Origin of the sequence: Polaromonas sp. SP1, from assembly GCF_003711205.1 — a bacterium.
Lineage (GTDB): Bacteria > Pseudomonadota > Gammaproteobacteria > Burkholderiales > Burkholderiaceae_C > Polaromonas.
Window position 1 is genome coordinate 3347493 of sequence record NZ_CP031013.1, and the last position, 16122, is coordinate 3363614.

Consider the following 16122-nt stretch of genomic DNA (forward strand, 5'->3'; position numbering starts at 1 on the left):
CATCCACGGCACAACACAGGAGTTTTTCATGCAGGTTTTCTGGTTCATCCCCACCCACGGCGACAGCCGCTACCTCGGCACGGGCGAGGGTGCCCGTGAGGTCAACCACGACTACCTCAAGCAGGTCGCCCAGGCGGCAGACACGCTGGGCTATGAGGGCGTGCTGATTCCCACCGGCCGCTCTTGCGAAGACCCCTGGGTGGTCGCCTCCAGCCTGCTGCCCGTCACCAGGAACCTCAAGTTTCTGGTGGCCGTGCGGCCCGGCCTGCACCAGCCCAGCCTGGCCGCGCGCATGGCCGCCACCTTTGACCGGCTTTCGGGCGGGCGCCTGCTGATCAACCTCGTCACCGGTGGCGACCAGACCGAGCTGGAAGGCGATGGCGTTTACCTCGACCATGCACAGCGCTATGAACAATCGGCCGAGTTCATCCGCATCTGGCGCGAGATCATTGCGCGCAGCCATACGGGCGAAAGCTACGACTACAAAGGCCAGCACCTGAGCGTGAAGGGCGCCAAGCTGCTTTACCCCTCGGTGCAAAAACCGTATCCGCCGGTGTACTTCGGCGGCTCCTCGGCTGCCGCGCACGACCTGGCTGCCGAGCAGGTCGACACCTACCTGACTTGGGGAGAGCCCCCCGCCGAAGTCGCCAAAAAAGTCGCCGATGTACGGGCACGCGCCGCCAAGCACGGCCGCACCGTCAGGTTCGGCATCCGTCTGCACGTCATCGTGCGCGAGACCGACGACGAGGCATGGCGCGCCGCCGAAAGCCTGATCAGCAAGCTGGACGACGACACCGTGGGCCGCGCGCAAGCCGCGTTCTCGCGCATGGATTCGGAAGGCCAGCGCCGCATGGCCGCGCTGCATGCGGGTGGTGGCAAACGCACGCGGGCCGAGCTTGAGATCAGCCCTAATCTCTGGGCCGGCGTTGGGCTGGTGCGTGGCGGTGCCGGCACAGCGCTCGTCGGTGACCCGAAAACCGTCGCCGCCCGCATCGAGGAATACGCCGCGCTGGGCCTGGACACCTTTGTGCTCTCGGGCTACCCGCACCTCGAAGAGGCCTACCGCTTTGCCGAGCTGGTGTTCCCGCTGCTGCCGCGCAAGCTGCGCCAGAAGCTCTCTGGCCAGGTTCTGAACGGCCCCTTCGGCGAAGTCGTGGCCAATGAGTATTTGCCGCGCGTTTCGCAAAGCTGAACTCCACTACAACGGAACAAAGGACTTCCCATGACTGAACAGGTTCGTGAACTGCAGGTCACGCCGTTGCCCGATGCGGTCGATGCGCCGGGGCTGGGCTTTTTGCCGCTCGGCAATGTCGGGCCTTCCCAGACTGCGGCCTTTCTGCGCGACATGGGCCAGCGGCTGCTGCCCTGGGTGGTGCCTGTCGGCCTGATCGCGCTCTGGCAGATTGCCTCGTCACTGGGCTGGCTGTCGACGCGGGTCTTGCCCGCGCCTTCCGAAGTCCTCAAGGCCGCGTGGACGCTGGCCGTCTCTGGCGAGCTGTGGACGCATGTGAAGGTCAGCGCCGGGCGAGCGCTGGCGGGCCTGGCCATAGGCGGCGGCCTGGGGCTGGTGTTGGGGCTGCTGACGGGCTCGGTCAGGTTTCTGGAGACCTTGCTGGACTCGACCATCCAGATGGTGCGCAACATCCCCGCGCTGGCGCTGATTCCGCTGGTGATCCTCTGGTTTGGCATTGACGAAACCGCCAAGCTCTTTTTGATCTCGGTGTCGGTCTTCTTCCCGATCTACATCAACACCTTTCACGGCATCCGCAATGTGGATCCGGGCCTGATCGAGATGGGCCGCACCTACGGCCTCACGCGCTGGCAGCTGTACCGCGAGGTCATCCTGCCCGGCGCACTCTCGTCCATCCTCGTGGGCCTGCGTTTTTCGCTGGGGCTGATGTGGGTCATCCTGATCGTGGCGGAGACCATTTCGGCGCAGTCCGGCATCGGCTACCTGACGATGAATGCGCGTGAGTTTTTGCAGACTGACGTGGTGCTGGTCGGCATCCTGCTGTATGCCTTGCTGGGCAAGCTGGCCGACGTGTTTGCGCGGGGCCTGGAGCGCTACTGGCTGCGCTGGCATCCCGGCTATCAATCGGTTGCTGCCTGAGGACGCACTATGAGCATCGAAATCAATCCCCCCAAGACCCGGTTTTCCTCCGTTCGTCCTGAGCTTGTCGAAGGACTTTCCCCGGCTTCGCCCGTTCGCCAGGCTCAGGACCGGCCAAGCTCAGCCCGAACGGATGGGGGCGAACCCAACCGCGGCGTGCGCCTTGAAATCCGCGGTCTGTCCAAACGCTACGGCCAGCGCCAGGTGCTGCAGCACACCGAGCTCGTCATCGAGCCCGGCGAGTTTGTCGCCATCGTCGGCCGCAGCGGCTGCGGCAAATCCACTTTGCTGCGCCTGGTGGCAGGCCTGGAAGCCGCCACGCAAGGCAGCATCCGGCTGGACGGGCAGGACGTGACCGGCCTGCGCGAAGACACCCGCATCATGTTTCAGGATTCGCGGCTCTTGCCATGGCGCCGCGTGATCGACAACGTGGCGCTGGGCCTGGCCCGCGGTGCGCATGCCGCGGCGGCCAATGTGCTGGCGCAGGTCGGTTTGGCGGACCGCCAGCCCGACTGGCCGGCGCGCCTGTCGGGCGGGCAGCGCCAGCGCGTGTCGCTGGCCCGGGCCCTCGTGCACAACCCGCGCCTCTTGCTGCTCGACGAGCCGCTGGGCGCGCTGGACGCACTGACCCGCATCGAGATGCACCAGTTGATTGAGGGCCTGTGGCAGCGCAACGGTTTTACCGCCTTGCTCGTCACGCACGATGTGCAGGAAGCCGTGGCGCTGGCCGACCGCGTGATCCTGATCGAAGACGGCCGCATTGCGCTGGACGAGCGGGTGAACATCGCCCGGCCGCGTGAGCGCAGCGACCCGCTGTTCGGCCAGATCGAAAAGAAGATCCTCGACCGCGTGCTCCAGCAGCCCGGTGACGTTGCCCCTTCCACCGAGCCCGTGTGGCCGGGCACGCCTGCGCATGGCCTGCGCTGGGCGGTCTGAACCCTGCCTTCCAATTTTCAAACCCGTTTTTTAACCAAGCTCCAGGAGAACCCCATGTCCATCCAAGCCATCAATGTCCGCAACCAGTTCCGCGGCAAGGTCAAAGAAATCATCCGCGGCGACGTGGTGTCCGAGCTCGACGTCGAAACGCCCTGGGGCATCGTGACCTCGGTCATCACCACGCGCTCCATCGACCAGCTTGAGCTGGTGGTAGGCAGCGACGTGGTGGCGCTGGTGAAGTCGACTGAAGTGTCGATCGCCAAGCTGTAATTGACGGCCGGCCAGGCTCTGCGGGCTTCAGGAATTTCTTAAGTAAAAAAGGCCTGAAACCCTTTTTCCGTCTGCACTTACAGCTATCAAAAATATAGCAAACCCGGCGAAGCTGCTACTGCAGCTCCACGCCGGCCTTCTTCACCAGCCGGGCGTACTTCACCATCTCCGTGCGAAAGAACTGCGCGGCAGCCTCGGGCGTGCCGGGGTTGATGGTGTTGCCCTGTTTGGCCATGGCTTCCTTCACTTCGGGCGTGGCGTAGGCCGCGGCCACGGCGGCCTGGATGCGCCTGGCTTCGGCCAGCGGCAGCTTGGCCGGGCCGATCACGGCAAACCAGCCTTCGATGTTGTAGTTGGGCAGGCCTTGTTCGGCGATGGTCGGGATCTCGGGCGCGGCCGCCACGCGCGCCGCGCTGCCCACGCCGATGGCGCGCAGTGCGCCGCTCTTCAAATGCGCCTGCACGGAGGGCAGCGACAGCACGCCAATCTCCACCTGGCCGCCAATCAGGTCGGTCACCATGGGGCCCACGCCCTTGTAGGGGATGTGTTTGACCTTGACCTGCGCTTCTTCCATGAACATCTCGGTCGCCAGGTGCAGGATGGTGCCGTTGCCGGACGAGGCGTAGTTGTAGCTGTCCGGCTTGGCCTTGAGCTGCGCGACAAGGTCCTTCACGTTGGTTGCCGACACTTTGGCCGGGTTGACCACCAGCACAAACGGCGTGCTGCCCAGCACGGTGATGGGCGTGATGTCGTTGATCGGGTCAAACGGCAGCGACTTGTAGACGCTGGGGTAGACGACGTGGTTGTTGGACACCACGCTGAGCGTCATGCCGTCCGGTGCTGATTTGACCAGCGCCGAGGTGCCGACGATGCCGCCGGCGCCGGGCTGGTTTTCAATCACCACCGGATGGCCGAGGGTCTTGCCCAGGGCGGCGCCGGCGGCGCGAACAATGGTGTCGACGCCTGAACCTGCGCCCACCGGCAGGATGAAACGCACGGCGCGCTCGCTGGTTTGCGCCAGCAGGCTGAGCGGCGAGCTGATCAGGCCGCTGCCGAGGAGCAGGGCGCCCAGGCCGCGCAGGGTGTGGCGGCGGTTGGTGTGTGTAGGTGCTTGATGTGTTGTGGGGGTCATGCTTGTCTCCGGTTTTATGTTTTTGTTCAGTTCAACTTAGCTCAGGTCAACTCACAACGGCCTGCTGGTGCAGCCGCTCGATTTCGCCTGCACCGTAGCCCAGTTCGGCCAGCAGTTCGGCGGTGTGTTCGCCCAGCGTGGGCGGGTCCAGCCGCACGCCCAGGCGCTGGCCGTCCATGGTGAAGGGGCACAGCGTGGTGCGCGCGGTTTCGCCGGCGCGCGCGCCATCGGGCAGGGTGATCTCGGCCAGCCCGCCGGTGGCCAGCAGGTGCTCGTCGTCGTACAGCTCTTCGGGCCTGCGGATGGGGGCGAACGGCAGGCCGGCTTTTTCAAACAGCGCGGCCAGTTCTTCCGCGCTGCGCAGCGCCAGGCGCTCACGCAGTATCGGCATCAGCGTGGGGCGCTCGGTCACGCGCGCGTTGTTGCTGGCGTAACGCACGTCGCCCCTGAGGTCGTCAAAACCCAGCACCTGGCAGAAGGTGGCCCATTGCCCGTCGCTGACGGCCGCCAGGAAGATCTGCTCGCCGTCTTTGACGGTGAACACGTCGTACACCGCCCAGGCTGAAATACGGTCCGGCATGGGCGCGGCGGGCCGGCCGGTGATGGCGTACTGCAGCATGTGCTGGCCGACCAGGAAGACGTTGTTCTCAAATAAGGCCGACTGCACCTCCATGCCTTTGCCGGTGATGCCGCGCTGGATCAGCGCGCCCATCACCGCGATGGCGCCGAACATGCCTCCCATGATGTCGTTCACGCTGCTGCCGGCGCGCAGCGGGTCGCCGGGCCGGCCTGTCATGTAGGCCAGGCCGCCCATCATCTGCACCACTTCGTCCAGCGCAGTGCGGTGGTCGTACGGGCCGGGCAAAAAGCCTTTGTGGCTGGCGTAGATGAGGCGCGGGTTGGCGGCGCTGAGCGAGGCGTAGTCCAGGCCGTACTTGGCCATGGTGCCGGGCTTGAAGTTTTCGATGACCACGTCGGCGCCGGCGCACAGCTTGCGCGCCACGGCGGCGCCGGCTTCGTCGAGCAGGTTGATGCCCATGCTTTTTTTGTTGCGGTTAAACAGCGGGAAAAAGCCCGCGCCCGCGCCCAGCAGGTGGCGCGTGCGGTCGCCGCCCGTGGGCTCGACCTTGATGACCTCGGCGCCCATGTCGGCCAGCACCATGCCGCAGGTGGGGCCCATGACCATGTGGGTGAATTCCACGACGCGAAGGCCGGCCAGGGGCTGGGGAGGGTTTGGTTTGTCTTGCATGCTTTTTGATCAGGAAAGAGATGTCGCCGGTGTGTTCGTTGATGGATCCGGCCAGTGAAATTTGAACCGTTCGCCCTGAGCCTGTCGAAGGGCTTCGACAAGCTCAGCCCGAACGGATATTGGGTTCAGGGCCAATGGTTCAAGCTTCATCGGATTGGATCAGCGGGTTGCCGTTTGTGCCAGCATGGTTTTGGGCAGGCCCGCACGCCAGAGCGTACCGTGCAGCGTTTCCCCTTGCAGCCACTCAGCCACCTGGGCGCGCAAGGCCATCAGCTTGTCGAAATCAATGCCGGTTTCGATGCCCATGCTGGCAAACATATAAGCCAGGTCTTCGCTGGCCACATTGCCGCTGGCGCCCGGCGCATGCGGGCAGCCGCCTATGCCCGCCAGGCAGGCGTCGAAGCGTGTGATGCCGGTCAGCAGCGCGGCATACACATTGGCCACGCCCATGCCGCGTGTGTCGTGAAAATGCCCGCAGGCCAGCTTGTCGCCCGCCACGGCAAACGCGGCTTCAAAAAGGCTTTGCACCATGGCCGGGTCGGCGTACCCCACCGTGTCGGCCAGGCCCACGCGGTCGGCGCCGGCGTCCAGCACGGCCTGCAACAGGCGCAGCACCTCGGCCGGCTCGACCCGGCCCTGCAGCGTGCAGCCGAAGGCCGTGCTCATGCCGACTTCAATCATGATCTTCGAGCCCGACGCGTCGCGCGCCGCGCGTATGCGGGCTATTTCAGCGACCACTTCGTCGGGCGTCTTGCGCAGGTTGGCCAGGCTGTGCGCGTGGCTGGCCGAGAGCGGCACCAGCATCTGGTGCGCGCCGGACTCGATGGCGCGCTCGGCGCCCTTGAGGTTGGGCACCAGCACCGAGGCCACCAGGCCCGGCAGGGTTCTGGCAAACGCCACCAGCTCGGCAGTGTCTGCCAGCTGCGGCAAGAGGCGCGCCGGCACAAAAGAGCCGACTTCGATTTCGCGCTGGCCGGCGTCATAGGCCTGCTGTATCCACTGCAGCTTGCGGGCCGTCGGCAAGGTGGTGGCAATGCTTTGCAGGCCGTCGCGCAGGCCGACTTCGCGGATGCTGACACGGCGCGGCAGGGTGTTGGGGCTGAATGGGGAGGGTGGGGTCACCGGTCGTCTCCAGGGTTCGGAATTTGGTGGGTTGATGCCTTGCGTGGAGTTTAGAATTTCCTGAAACGTTTGGTTTTTCAATTTTGGAAGCTTTGGTGTTCCATTTAGGAATATCTTAAAGGCCCCAATGACCGCAGGAGGCACGCCATGAGAGAGCTCGACCTGACCACCCTGCGCCTTTTTGCTGCTGTGTGTGACGCACGCAGCATCGCCCGCGCGGCCGAGCAGGCCAACATCGTCGGCTCGGCCGTCAGCAAGCGGCTGGCGCAGCTCGAAGACACCGTCGGCACGCCGCTGCTGCAGCGCCGCCGCCACGGCGTGGAGCCTACGCCCGCCGGCGAAAGCCTGCTGGAACACGCACGCGCCATGCTGGCCAGCGCCGACCAGATCGAGCGCGACATGGGCGCCTATGCGCTGGGCATACGCGGGCAGGTGCGCATCCTGGCCACCGCGTCTGTCATGGCCGAATCGCTGGCCGACGACGTGGCGGCTTTTTTGCAAATCGAAGCGCACCACGACATCCGCGTCACCATGGAAGAGCGCGTCAGCCCCGACGTGATTCGCGGCATCAAGGAGGGCGTGGCCTCGGTCGGCATCTGCTGGGACGCGGCCGACCTGACGGGCCTGCAATCGTGCAGCTACCGCCACGACCACCTGGCCATCGTGGTGCACCCCTCGCACCCGCTGGCCGGCCACGAGACGCTGACCTTCGAGCAGACGCTGGCGCACGAACATGTCAGCCTGCCGGCGCACAGCGCGGTGCAGCTGATGCTGCAGCGCGCCGCGGCGCTCAAAGGCCGGGCCGTGGTGCACCGGGTGATCGTCTCCAACTTCGAGGCGGCGCTGCGTGTGGTGCGCGCCAACCTGGCCATCAGCGTGGTACCGCGCGAGGTGGCCGAGCCCTATGCCCGTACCTACGGCCTGCGCGTGCTGCCGCTGACGGACGAGTGGGCCAAACGCCGCTTTGCCATCTGCTTTCGGGGCGAAGCCGGCCTTTCGGCGGCGGCCAGGCTTCTGGTGCGGCACCTGGCGGCCACTGCGGTGGATTAATGACCGATTTGCTATGAAATCAGGAGCGGGTGGCGCATGTGCAGCAAGGGCTTGAGCCTCATTTGATGCAGAATCGCCAACTTGCGAAATCTGCCGAAACCCCTAAAACCCCAAGGCCGTCTGCGGTGAAGGGGCGGCGCCGCGCTTTTGCGTTAAAATAGGCCTCCAACCCACGGCAGACAAGCGCCACCCGCTATAAAAAATATAGCACCCAGGGCTGATCCAGGCTAGGCCCAAACGGGCCTGGTTGCCGCCGAAAGGCCGGCGTCCTGGGCCCGCAGGCGCTTGATTTTGGGGAAGGAAGCCCCAGATTCACTGCATGAACGCCACCCATCCTCACCCCCACAAAACCGACCTGACGGTCACCCACGTGCTGGCCGAGTTGCTGGAACGGCTGGAGCACAGCGCTGTGCCGGTCGGGCCCGAGCAATACCGCTCCGTGGTGCTGCATTTGCTGGATGAGCTGGGCGACGTCGAGCCGGGGACCGCGCTGGGCGCCTTGCTGGACACCCATCCGGCAGCCGCCGAGCTGTATGAAAACGTCAACTACCAGTACGCGGGCCTGTGCCGCTCAGAACTGGACGCCTCGCTCGCCGCCGAGCTGAAGGCCAAAGAGGCCATTGAAAAGGCCATGAAACCCATCAACCCCCAACTGAAGGAAGACCCCAACCATGGCAAGAGCTGACGCAAAAACCGCCGTACTCGCTGACGGCCTGCGCTACAAGTCCAAGGTATCGGGCTCACCGTTCGCTGCCACCACGTCTTTTGGCGCCGCCACCATGTCGTGCTTCATGTGCGGCAAACACCGTGCCCGCTCCCTGATGGGCACCCGCAAGGTCCTGGGCAAGTCCCAGGCCGTGTGCTCGCCCTCCTGCAAGGCGCTCGACGAAGCGCTTGAGAACGCCGCCAACCAGAGCTGATCAGCCGATCGGCTCACCTACAAAGGCCGCCTTGCGCGGCCTTTGGTCTTTGTTTGCCCCGCAAGGGCCGCAACGCAGGCTTTGCTTACCTTGTCAGCCGGCTGCCGTCTTGATCACCGCACACCCCCGGGCGCATACTGTGTTTGCAAAAACGCACAGCTGAAAGGTGACTTCCATGGCCTCCCTGCCCACGCCGGACCCCATCCTCGAACCTGACGAGGCCATAGACCACATCCGCGGCCGCCAGTCCGCGCCGGTCACCGTCGTCGAATACGGCGACTTCGAATGCCCCTCCTGCTTTCAGGCCCACGCCGCGCTGAAGATCATGCTGCCGCACTTCGACAAACAGCTGCGTTTTGTCTTCAGGCACTTCCCGCTGCGCGAAATACACCCCCACGCCGAGATGGCCGCAGAAGCCGCCGAGGCCGCCGGCGCACAGGGCAAGTTCTGGCCGATGTATGAGTTGCTGTTTGCCCACCAGCAACACCTCAAAGACAAACACTTGCTCGAGTACGCCGAGCAGGTCGGCCTGGACATGGCCCGCTACCAGAATGAGATGAGCGACCACGTCTACCTGCAACGCGTGCAGGAGCACATGCAAAGCGGCCGCCACCTGGGCGTGCGTTCAACGCCGGCGTTTTATGTCAACGGGGTGTTTTGCGATGTGTCGTTTGGCCTGCAGCATCTGCATGAGGCCATCGACAAGGCGCTGGCCGGCCAACAGAGTTAGCCCTTAGCCATCCACCGGCTGCAGCGGCGTTGTCAGCGTCTTCTGCAAAAACGCCAGGTCCAGCCAGCGGCCGAACTTGAACGCCGCCTGTTTGATGGTGCCGCAGTGCTCAAAGCCCAGGCGCTTGTGCAACTCGATGCTGGCGCTGTTGTTCAGGTCAATCGCGCCCACCACGACGTGCATGCCTTGCCCTTCAGCCTTGGTCACAATCGCCTCCAGCAGCTTGCGCCCCAGCCCCTGGCCGCGGCAGCTTTTTTCAACGTAGACCGAGTGCTCCACCGTGTACTTGTACGCCGGGAAGGCACGGAAGGTGCCGTAACTCGCAAAGCCCAGCAGCTTGCCGGCGTCGTCCTCCAGCCCGATCACCGGAAAGTTGTTGGCCCGCTTGGTGGCAAACCAGGTCACCATGCTTTCCGGCGTGCGCGGCTTGTAGTCATACAGCGCTGTTGAGTTGGCAATCGCCTCGTTGAAGATGGCGAGGATCTGGCCGGCGTGGCGTTCTTCGGTGCAGGTGACGGGGTGCATTTTTTTGGGGGGACGATGTGGGAGCTTGCTCTGCCCGCTGGCCTCAGGCACCAGCGGGCGTAGCGCGTGCAGGTATTTTGCCGGGCTTCAGCCCGCCGCAGCCGAGCCGGGCAGGGCGCCCGCCTGCGCGGCATTGCGTGCACGAATGCGCCGCACCTGCAGCGTCCCGCCAATGATGTAGAGCAACAGCAAGACCCCCGTGGCAGCCTTCAACTCGGGTGCGTCGGGATTGGGCAGCAGCGGCGCCCCCAGCGGCAGGCGGGTCGATGTCTCGGTAATTGCCGGGATCATGTGGAAGACAAAGGTGATCGAGTAGCTCAGCGTTTCGACATAGGCAGAGGCGCGGCCCAGCACCTTGGTGTTGCCTGCCACCCAGGCAATGCCCAGCACCAGCAGCGTGATGATGCCCAGCGCATGCGGCTTGCCGAAGCCGCCATGCTGGAAGATGCCGAAGCCCGTGAGGCAGGTGAAGATGGTGGTCCAGATATAGACCTTGCCCAGCGTGGACGCGGCGATGATTTCCTTGTCGCGAAAAAAGGCAATGAGGGCGGCCGCGACGGCCACCAGGCTGATGGCGGTGTGGATCACACCCAGGTACGTTAAACCGTAGATCATCGGAATCTCCTTATGCCCTGTGACGCCAGGGCCGTGGGGTTGTTGTTGAAGCTGGCGTCCATCCCAAGCAAACGCCATGCCGCGCCGATTGTGGCCCGCACGGCCGGTTTCGGCTACCGTCCTGGGGGGTAAGGGCGGCTACGGCCCGATAATCGGTAGAACATCGTTGCAACAGCGTGCAAAAGCTCTAAACCAAAGTACTCATGAAAAAAACATTCCAGCTCAAAGTCGAAGGCAAGAACCGCGAGCGCCTGCTCGAAGCCGCCAAACACGACATCCGCAAATACTTCAAGCGCGAACGCGCCAAGGCTTTGCCCAAGGGCGTGGACTTCTGGGACTTCGACTGCAAATCCGGCTACAGCCAGGACTCGGCCACCGCGGTGCCCGAGGCCGGTCTCATCAAGTCGATTGACGAGATCGTCAAAGACGGCGGCGAGCAGTTTTATGTCGAGGTACTGGCCAAGGCGGGCGTGAAAGCGCCCCGGCCCCAAGGTGACGGTGACGACGGCTTTGATGACGGCGAATAAGGCATGCGCAAACTCCTGGCGCTACTTTTGATGACAACCTCCATGACCCTTCACGCCGGCAACTTCTTTCCGCCCGACTACAAGACCTTTCCGTTTAAAGAAGGCGACCTCCTGGCCAGCCAGCGCGCCGATGGAAAATTTTCCGTCAACAAGGTTTTGAAGATTGACCGCGTGGCGCTGAAGAAGGGCGAATCCATCAACATACAGGGACAGTCTTTTGCGGCCACCGAAGACGACTTCCTGCTGGTTGTCGGCTGCTCTTACGGCGCGGCAGAATTCAAGACGATCGAAGAGGCCCGCGCAGCGGCAGCCAGCGGCAAATGGACCGTCCAGCTCGGCCATGCACCCAACCGCGCACCCGGCGCGGCAGCGGGCCAAACCCGCATCGGGCATGCCGCAGTGACAGAAAGCGAATTGGCCGGCTACCGCGAGTGGCGAGCCGCGTTCGACAAAGGCCAGGCAGGTGTTTTCTAAAGCGCTTTCGCCCGGCCGGCTGTTGCGGCATGCAACGCATGGATAGAGATACCGAGGCCTTTCAAGGCCCGTTTTCCGGCACCATCCAGCAAGGCGACATATTCTGGATAGAAGCCGACCCCTCACGCGGCGCCATCCCCGGCTCCCCGCATCCCCACGTCGTCGTGCAAGACGATCTGTTTAACCGCTCACGCATCAGCACCGTGGTGGTTTGCGCACTCACCTCCAACCTCCATCGCGCCACCGAGCCGGGCAATGTCCTGCTCGAGCCCGGCGAAGGCAGCCTGGAAAAGCAGAGCGTGGTGGTCGTCTCCCAGGTATCCAGCGTCTACAAGACGCGCTTGGGCCAACACATCGGCACGCTATCGGCCGAACGGGTTCAACAAATATTGGCCGGAATGCGTTTTCTCCAAACATCGTTTCATCGCCGCTGACTTCAACGCGCGATTCTTACGGAACGCGGCGCATTGCGGCCCATCGCCAGGTTTTCGTGGGTGCTCATCCACGCCAAAGAATGATTGAACGAATGGGCCTCCAGCCCAATAACTGTATTGGCTCGTAGCTATTGATTTGATAGCGAACTTTGACGGCCACTGGCGAGGGTTGACGGATCAATAACCACATGGTTATGATTTGGGCATGCAAACAGTCGCGAATGTCGTTTCAAACCAGGTTTCGGACGAAATCTTCAAGGCCCTGGCCGACCCCACCCGCCGGGCGATCTTTGAACGCCTGGCCCGCGACGGGGCGCAGACCGTGCGCGCCTTGACCGACCAGGCCGGCGTGTCTCAACCCGCCGTGTCCAAACACCTGCGTGTCCTGAAGCAGGCGCAGCTGGTCATCGACAGGCCCGAAGGCCGCGAGACGCATTACAGCGCCCAGCCGCTGGCGCTCTCGGCCCTGCGCGACTGGGTCAGCTTTTACGGCGCCTTCTGGAACGACCGCATCGACGATCTCGAATCACTTTTAAAAAGGATGGACCAATGAGCACTCACCTTGCCACCGAAACCCGCTCCGTCGTCATCGAGCGCGAAATCGCCTATCCGCCCGAAAAGATCTGGCGCGCACTCACGCAGCCGCACCTCATCCAGGAGTGGCTGATGAAAAACGACTTCAAGCCCAGCGTGGACCACCGCTTCAAGCTGACCGCAGATTGGGGCGCTGTCGAATGCCAGGTGCTGGTGGTTGAGCCGAATCAGACGCTGTCTTACACCTGGGCCGCCTACGGCCTTGAGAGCATCGTCACCTGGACGCTCACCCCCGCGGGCACCGGTACGCACCTGCGCATGGAGCAGTCAGGCTTCAAACCAGAGCAAGAGCAGGCTTACCAAGGCGCCAAACACGGCTGGCAGCAGTTCTTTGCCAACCTGGAGAAAGTGCTGGTGCGGGCGGATTGACCACCTGACGGCACTCTTCAAAGCGAGAGGCAGCAATGAACGCAACGCCCAAAAAGACAAGCGCGACGGCAGCGAAGAGCGCCAAGCCGGCCCCCAAACCGGCGTTGCTGTCAGGCGGCAACCCGCAGATCCCAAAAGGCGAGGGCGACGCCCCCGTGCAGGCCTATATCGCCGCCATGCCCGGCTGGAAGCGCGATGTGGGACGTAGTCTCGACGCCCTCATCGTGCGCACCGTGCCCGGCGTACACAAGGCCGTCAAATGGAACTCGCCGTTTTACGGCGTGAAAGAAGAAGGGAAGGGCGAGGGCTGGTTCCTCAGCTTCCATTGCTTTAACAAGTACATCAAGGTCGCCTTCTTTCGCGGCCTGTCGCTAAAGCCCGTGCCGCCCGTCGAGTCCAAAAGCCAGGACACGCGCTACTTCCACATCCATGAGGGCGAGCCGCTGGACGAAGCGCAGTTAGCCGCCTGGGTCAGGCAGGCCAGCCAGTTGCCGCTTGAAAAGATGTGAGCCGTATCAACACGAACAACACGTAGAAAGGAAAAACACCATGCCCAAAACCACCGCGACCAAACCACCCGCAGCCACGAGCAAAAAAGCTGCGACAGAAAGCAGCGTTCCAGCCTCCCAGCTGATCGACGAAAAAATCGCAAGCCTGAACGACTGGCGCGGCGAAACCCTCGCCAGGCTCCGAGCCATCGTCAAGCAGGCCGTCCCCGGCGTGGTCGAAGAATGGAAGTGGAGCGTCCCGGTCTGGTCCCACAACGGCATCATCTGCACCGGCGAGACCTACAAGGCGGCTGTGAAGATGACCTTTGCCAAAGGCGCGAAGGTCGACGACCCCTCAGGTCTTTTCAACTCCAGCCTCGAAGGCAACACGCGGCGTGCGATTGATTTTCATGAGGGGGATGAGGTTGATGAGAAGGCTTTGAAGGCGCTGGTGCGGGCGGCTGCGACGCTGAACAAGACGTAGCCCTTCAATTTTTACCGCCCCCAAAGGTCTCGGTCGGCGAGCATGCGGCAAAATCGATGCATGCCCACCCTTCTCCCAAAGCAGGCGTTCATCCCCCGTTCCATCGCCAACGAGAACGAGCGCCGCCAGTTCGCTGAGAAACGCGACCGGCTGTTCGCACTCTGCACGGAGCCGGAACAGTGCTGCCTGCTCGCCCTCGCCGACTGGTACGAGTCGCATTGGCACCGGTTGATCGCCCAACCCAATATCTTTGCAACCTGCATGGGAGCCTCCTTCGGGCTGCGCTACCAGTGGATGCCCGGCCCCAAACAGCACCCGCTGCTCGTCGCGTGGATTCAGGCTATGGCGGTGGTCGGACGTGGCATCAACGCCGTGGAGAACCGCATTGGCGCCTGGTCGCAGTGGCGTGGCATCGCGTTCCTGCGCTCGTCCGTGCAGCCGGGGAACGACGATGTATTGCTAGGGGTCGTGGACTTCCTGCGCGTGTTGCCGCTTCAGGTGGGGGTGTCCTGGGGCAAGAGGTCACTCCAGGATCGCCTGGCGGCCTTGACGACGAGCTGCATGGCGAGCCCACGGGTCTCGGCGCGCCGGCGCATGGATGCAGCCATGCGCTGCATCGATCGAAACTACGAACCCAAGAACTACACACTGCCTGACGGCACCAATCATCTGCGCAAGCAATGCTGGCCACTGTTGCTGGAGTTGACGCAGGAGGACATGCAGGCGGCCCTGCACATCGTCGACGAACAGAAGGCGCGCCACGGCAAGGCGAATGGCTTCAGCACGTTGGACCTGCACGAGGCACCCGAGCTCGCCTACCACCTGGCCCGGGCTCTGCGGCCGCACCGGTCTGCGTTCGCGGCGGTGCTGCTGCGCGAATCGATTCAGTATTCGTCGTTCCAGCGCTCCCGGCTCACGGGCGAGCCAGCGGCAGTACTCGACCGGGTGATGGACGCGTCTTGCCGACTGCTAGCGGATTGGATCGCGCCCGATCTGGGCATGTCCGAAGACGAGGTGCTGCAATCCATCCACCAGCTGCTCTGGTATGGCAACCCCGCGGACGCCTACTGGGCCACCCTGCCCGCACGAGCTTTGGAACTGGTGCGCCGGCTGCCCGAACGCGACCTCGATCGCCGCTTGCGTGTGAGCGCGCAAATCGCGTTCTACGGGGAGGCGACCGATCCCGCTGCGGCGAAAGAGGCGCACACACTCTTTAACGAATGGATCACGCTGGAGCTGGATCGCGTGCAATTGATGGAACGGGACCGCGAACGGGACCAAGACGATCTGTTCTCCACCGTCGGCCATGCTGTCTGGGAGATGAGCCGGTCGCTAGAGATACTGGAGGACAAGCAGGGCAGCATGCGCAACCGCCACATTGCTGCAGCGCCGGACCATCGGCTCATGCGCACTTTCGAGATGCGCCTGGAACCCTTCGTCCAGAGATTGCTTTCACAAGAACCTGCCGTGGCCCTTCATCAGCTAGGGCGCATCGCCGCGTACATTCACCACGAGGGCCTGTTCCGCAAGTACCACGCCCTGTTCCGGGAGCAGTTCACCCAGCGCGCACCCCTGTTCCCCGAGGATGCGGGGCGTGCCCTGAAGACTGTGATCAAGTCCTGCGGTTACAGCCAGTCCGACGATGAGGTTTACCGTAAGGCCGTCTGTAAGGAAACCTTCGAGGCCATGCTGCCCTTGCTGGAGTCGATCTCGCCCGAGGCCGCCGCGCACGCGCGCACAGGCATTGGCTGGAGCCCGCGTGGCGACATTTGAGACCGGCGTTGCGGGACGGCGCAGCCGCGCAATTCAACCCTCGGCAAGGAGCCAGTGGATAGGCGCTGCAAGGAGAGGATAAAAGACGTAGGAAAGGTCGGTATCACCGCCTGACGTGCATATGCGTAGGGAAGCGCAGCCGGCGATGGCGAATCCACTGGCAACAGTGGTACCTATCGTGACAAGAAAAGCAATCCCGAAAGCGCCGCTTTTTCCCGTGTTGATTTTCTGACGCCTGTTCTTGCGACCCATTAATGAGGCGATGACAGCGCCGGCCAGCACCACACAGAAAACTAGAATTAATTTAGTCATCGCGCACT

Annotated in this window: 22 protein-coding genes; 16 read left to right on the forward strand and 6 right to left on the reverse strand. The window is 63.5% G+C overall.

Annotated elements, in window-relative coordinates; all coding sequences use genetic code 11:
- The first annotated feature begins 28 nt into the window (after positions 1-28).
- Genes ssuD through DT070_RS15950 form a run of 4 tightly spaced genes read left to right on the forward strand, consistent with a single transcriptional unit; the run spans position 29 to position 3316 of the window.
- Positions 29-1192 (forward strand): FMNH2-dependent alkanesulfonate monooxygenase, encoded by a 1164-nt coding sequence (gene ssuD, locus DT070_RS15935; RefSeq protein WP_122956278.1) that lies wholly within the window; start codon positions 29-31, stop codon positions 1190-1192.
- A gap of 30 nt (positions 1193-1222) precedes the next feature.
- Positions 1223-2110, forward strand: a complete 888-nt coding sequence (gene ssuC / locus DT070_RS15940) for an aliphatic sulfonate ABC transporter permease SsuC (RefSeq protein ID WP_122956279.1) — start codon at positions 1223-1225, stop codon at positions 2108-2110.
- A gap of 9 nt (positions 2111-2119) precedes the next feature.
- A complete protein-coding gene (locus DT070_RS15945) occupies positions 2120-3046 on the forward strand; it encodes an ATP-binding cassette domain-containing protein (RefSeq protein ID WP_122956280.1) in 927 nt (308 codons plus the stop codon).
- A gap of 54 nt (positions 3047-3100) precedes the next feature.
- On the forward strand, positions 3101-3316 hold the full coding sequence (locus DT070_RS15950) for a molybdopterin-binding protein (protein ID WP_122956281.1): 216 nt from the start codon (positions 3101-3103) through the stop codon (positions 3314-3316).
- A gap of 115 nt (positions 3317-3431) precedes the next feature.
- On the opposite strand, the gene DT070_RS15955 is transcribed toward DT070_RS15950, so the two are convergent.
- From DT070_RS15955 to DT070_RS15965, 3 genes are all read right to left on the reverse strand, one after another.
- Positions 3432-4448 (reverse strand): tripartite tricarboxylate transporter substrate binding protein, encoded by a 1017-nt coding sequence (locus tag DT070_RS15955; protein WP_122956282.1) that lies wholly within the window; start codon positions 4446-4448, stop codon positions 3432-3434.
- Between the two features lie 46 nt (positions 4449-4494).
- A complete protein-coding gene (locus DT070_RS15960) occupies positions 4495-5697 on the reverse strand; it encodes a CaiB/BaiF CoA-transferase family protein (protein WP_122956283.1) in 1203 nt (400 codons plus the stop codon).
- Between the two features lie 159 nt (positions 5698-5856).
- Positions 5857-6819, reverse strand: a complete 963-nt coding sequence (locus DT070_RS15965; RefSeq protein ID WP_228778480.1) for a hydroxymethylglutaryl-CoA lyase — start codon at positions 6817-6819, stop codon at positions 5857-5859.
- A gap of 147 nt (positions 6820-6966) precedes the next feature.
- Between DT070_RS15965 and DT070_RS15970 the strand changes: the two genes are divergently transcribed.
- The 4 genes from DT070_RS15970 to DT070_RS15985 all read left to right on the forward strand — a co-directional run bounded on the left by DT070_RS15970 (position 6967) and on the right by DT070_RS15985 (position 9519).
- Entirely contained in the window at positions 6967-7869 is a 903-nt protein-coding gene (locus DT070_RS15970) for a LysR family transcriptional regulator (RefSeq protein ID WP_122956284.1), read from the forward strand.
- A gap of 319 nt (positions 7870-8188) precedes the next feature.
- The gene (locus DT070_RS15975; protein WP_122956285.1) at positions 8189-8554 is read left to right on the forward strand and encodes a hypothetical protein; all 366 of its coding nucleotides are present in this window, start codon (positions 8189-8191) and stop codon (positions 8552-8554) included.
- Positions 8541-8789, forward strand: a complete 249-nt coding sequence (locus tag DT070_RS15980) for a hypothetical protein (RefSeq protein WP_092126012.1) — start codon at positions 8541-8543, stop codon at positions 8787-8789. The genes DT070_RS15975 and DT070_RS15980 overlap by 14 nt, the downstream gene beginning before the upstream one ends.
- 175 nt (positions 8790-8964) lie before the next feature.
- Positions 8965-9519, forward strand: a complete 555-nt coding sequence (locus DT070_RS15985; RefSeq protein ID WP_122956286.1) for a thioredoxin domain-containing protein — start codon at positions 8965-8967, stop codon at positions 9517-9519.
- Between the two features lie 3 nt (positions 9520-9522).
- Here the strand turns inward: DT070_RS15985 and DT070_RS15990 are convergent, their stop codons facing one another.
- A complete protein-coding gene (locus DT070_RS15990) occupies positions 9523-10044 on the reverse strand; it encodes a GNAT family N-acetyltransferase (protein ID WP_122956287.1) in 522 nt (173 codons plus the stop codon).
- Positions 10045-10131: 87 nt separating this feature from the next.
- A complete protein-coding gene (locus DT070_RS15995) occupies positions 10132-10659 on the reverse strand; it encodes a hypothetical protein (protein ID WP_122956288.1) in 528 nt (175 codons plus the stop codon).
- A 203-nt stretch (positions 10660-10862) separates the two neighbouring features.
- Here DT070_RS15995 and DT070_RS16000 point away from each other — a divergent pair, with 203 nt between their 5' ends.
- The 8 genes from DT070_RS16000 to DT070_RS16035 all read left to right on the forward strand — a co-directional run bounded on the left by DT070_RS16000 (position 10863) and on the right by DT070_RS16035 (position 15802).
- Positions 10863-11186, forward strand: coding sequence for a DUF6172 family protein (locus DT070_RS16000; RefSeq protein ID WP_122956289.1), 324 nt, complete (start codon positions 10863-10865; stop codon positions 11184-11186).
- A gap of 42 nt (positions 11187-11228) precedes the next feature.
- The gene (locus DT070_RS16005) at positions 11229-11660 is read left to right on the forward strand and encodes a hypothetical protein (protein WP_122956290.1); all 432 of its coding nucleotides are present in this window, start codon (positions 11229-11231) and stop codon (positions 11658-11660) included.
- 38 nt (positions 11661-11698) lie between these two features.
- Entirely contained in the window at positions 11699-12094 is a 396-nt protein-coding gene (locus DT070_RS16010; protein WP_122956291.1) for a type II toxin-antitoxin system PemK/MazF family toxin, read from the forward strand.
- A gap of 205 nt (positions 12095-12299) precedes the next feature.
- Positions 12300-12647: a helix-turn-helix transcriptional regulator gene (locus DT070_RS16015; protein WP_122957446.1), complete on the forward strand. Its 348-nt coding sequence runs from the start codon at positions 12300-12302 to the stop codon at positions 12645-12647.
- Positions 12644-13057: an SRPBCC domain-containing protein gene (locus DT070_RS16020; RefSeq protein ID WP_122956292.1), complete on the forward strand. Its 414-nt coding sequence runs from the start codon at positions 12644-12646 to the stop codon at positions 13055-13057. The genes DT070_RS16015 and DT070_RS16020 overlap by 4 nt, the downstream gene beginning before the upstream one ends.
- A gap of 35 nt (positions 13058-13092) precedes the next feature.
- Entirely contained in the window at positions 13093-13566 is a 474-nt protein-coding gene (locus DT070_RS16025; RefSeq protein ID WP_122956293.1) for a DUF1801 domain-containing protein, read from the forward strand.
- Between the two features lie 40 nt (positions 13567-13606).
- Positions 13607-14029, forward strand: coding sequence for a DUF1801 domain-containing protein (locus tag DT070_RS16030; protein WP_122956294.1), 423 nt, complete (start codon positions 13607-13609; stop codon positions 14027-14029).
- Positions 14030-14089: 60 nt separating this feature from the next.
- Positions 14090-15802 carry a hypothetical protein gene (locus DT070_RS16035; protein ID WP_122956295.1) on the forward strand — a complete coding sequence of 571 codons (1713 nt, stop codon included), beginning with the start codon at positions 14090-14092 and terminating at the stop codon, positions 15800-15802.
- A gap of 33 nt (positions 15803-15835) precedes the next feature.
- Here the strand turns inward: DT070_RS16035 and DT070_RS21405 are convergent, their stop codons facing one another.
- Positions 15836-16114, reverse strand: a complete 279-nt coding sequence (locus DT070_RS21405; RefSeq protein WP_153976349.1) for a hypothetical protein — start codon at positions 16112-16114, stop codon at positions 15836-15838.
- Between the last annotated feature and the right edge of the window lie 8 nt (positions 16115-16122).

Coding starts and splice junctions, on each gene's coding strand:
- DT070_RS16005 (WP_122956290.1), top strand. CDS start 11,229: ATGACCCTTCACGCCGGCAACTTCTTTCCGCCCGACTACAAGACCTTT.
- DT070_RS15945 (WP_122956280.1), top strand. CDS start 2,120: ATGAGCATCGAAATCAATCCCCCCAAGACCCGGTTTTCCTCCGTTCGT.
- DT070_RS16025 (WP_122956293.1), top strand. CDS start 13,093: ATGAACGCAACGCCCAAAAAGACAAGCGCGACGGCAGCGAAGAGCGCC.
- DT070_RS16010 (WP_122956291.1), top strand. CDS start 11,699: ATGGATAGAGATACCGAGGCCTTTCAAGGCCCGTTTTCCGGCACCATC.
- DT070_RS15985 (WP_122956286.1), top strand. CDS start 8,965: ATGGCCTCCCTGCCCACGCCGGACCCCATCCTCGAACCTGACGAGGCC.
- ssuD (WP_122956278.1), top strand. CDS start 29: ATGCAGGTTTTCTGGTTCATCCCCACCCACGGCGACAGCCGCTACCTC.
- DT070_RS16035 (WP_122956295.1), top strand. CDS start 14,090: ATGCCCACCCTTCTCCCAAAGCAGGCGTTCATCCCCCGTTCCATCGCC.
- DT070_RS16020 (WP_122956292.1), top strand. CDS start 12,644: ATGAGCACTCACCTTGCCACCGAAACCCGCTCCGTCGTCATCGAGCGC.
- ssuC (WP_122956279.1), top strand. CDS start 1,223: ATGACTGAACAGGTTCGTGAACTGCAGGTCACGCCGTTGCCCGATGCG.
- DT070_RS15970 (WP_122956284.1), top strand. CDS start 6,967: ATGAGAGAGCTCGACCTGACCACCCTGCGCCTTTTTGCTGCTGTGTGT.
- DT070_RS15955 (WP_122956282.1), bottom strand. CDS start 4,448: ATGACCCCCACAACACATCAAGCACCTACACACACCAACCGCCGCCAC.
- DT070_RS15960 (WP_122956283.1), bottom strand. CDS start 5,697: ATGCAAGACAAACCAAACCCTCCCCAGCCCCTGGCCGGCCTTCGCGTC.
- DT070_RS15995 (WP_122956288.1), bottom strand. CDS start 10,659: ATGATCTACGGTTTAACGTACCTGGGTGTGATCCACACCGCCATCAGC.
- DT070_RS15950 (WP_122956281.1), top strand. CDS start 3,101: ATGTCCATCCAAGCCATCAATGTCCGCAACCAGTTCCGCGGCAAGGTC.
- DT070_RS21405 (WP_153976349.1), bottom strand. CDS start 16,114: ATGACTAAATTAATTCTAGTTTTCTGTGTGGTGCTGGCCGGCGCTGTC.
- DT070_RS16015 (WP_122957446.1), top strand. CDS start 12,300: ATGCAAACAGTCGCGAATGTCGTTTCAAACCAGGTTTCGGACGAAATC.
- DT070_RS16030 (WP_122956294.1), top strand. CDS start 13,607: ATGCCCAAAACCACCGCGACCAAACCACCCGCAGCCACGAGCAAAAAA.
- DT070_RS15975 (WP_122956285.1), top strand. CDS start 8,189: ATGAACGCCACCCATCCTCACCCCCACAAAACCGACCTGACGGTCACC.
- DT070_RS15990 (WP_122956287.1), bottom strand. CDS start 10,044: ATGCACCCCGTCACCTGCACCGAAGAACGCCACGCCGGCCAGATCCTC.
- DT070_RS15980 (WP_092126012.1), top strand. CDS start 8,541: ATGGCAAGAGCTGACGCAAAAACCGCCGTACTCGCTGACGGCCTGCGC.
- DT070_RS16000 (WP_122956289.1), top strand. CDS start 10,863: ATGAAAAAAACATTCCAGCTCAAAGTCGAAGGCAAGAACCGCGAGCGC.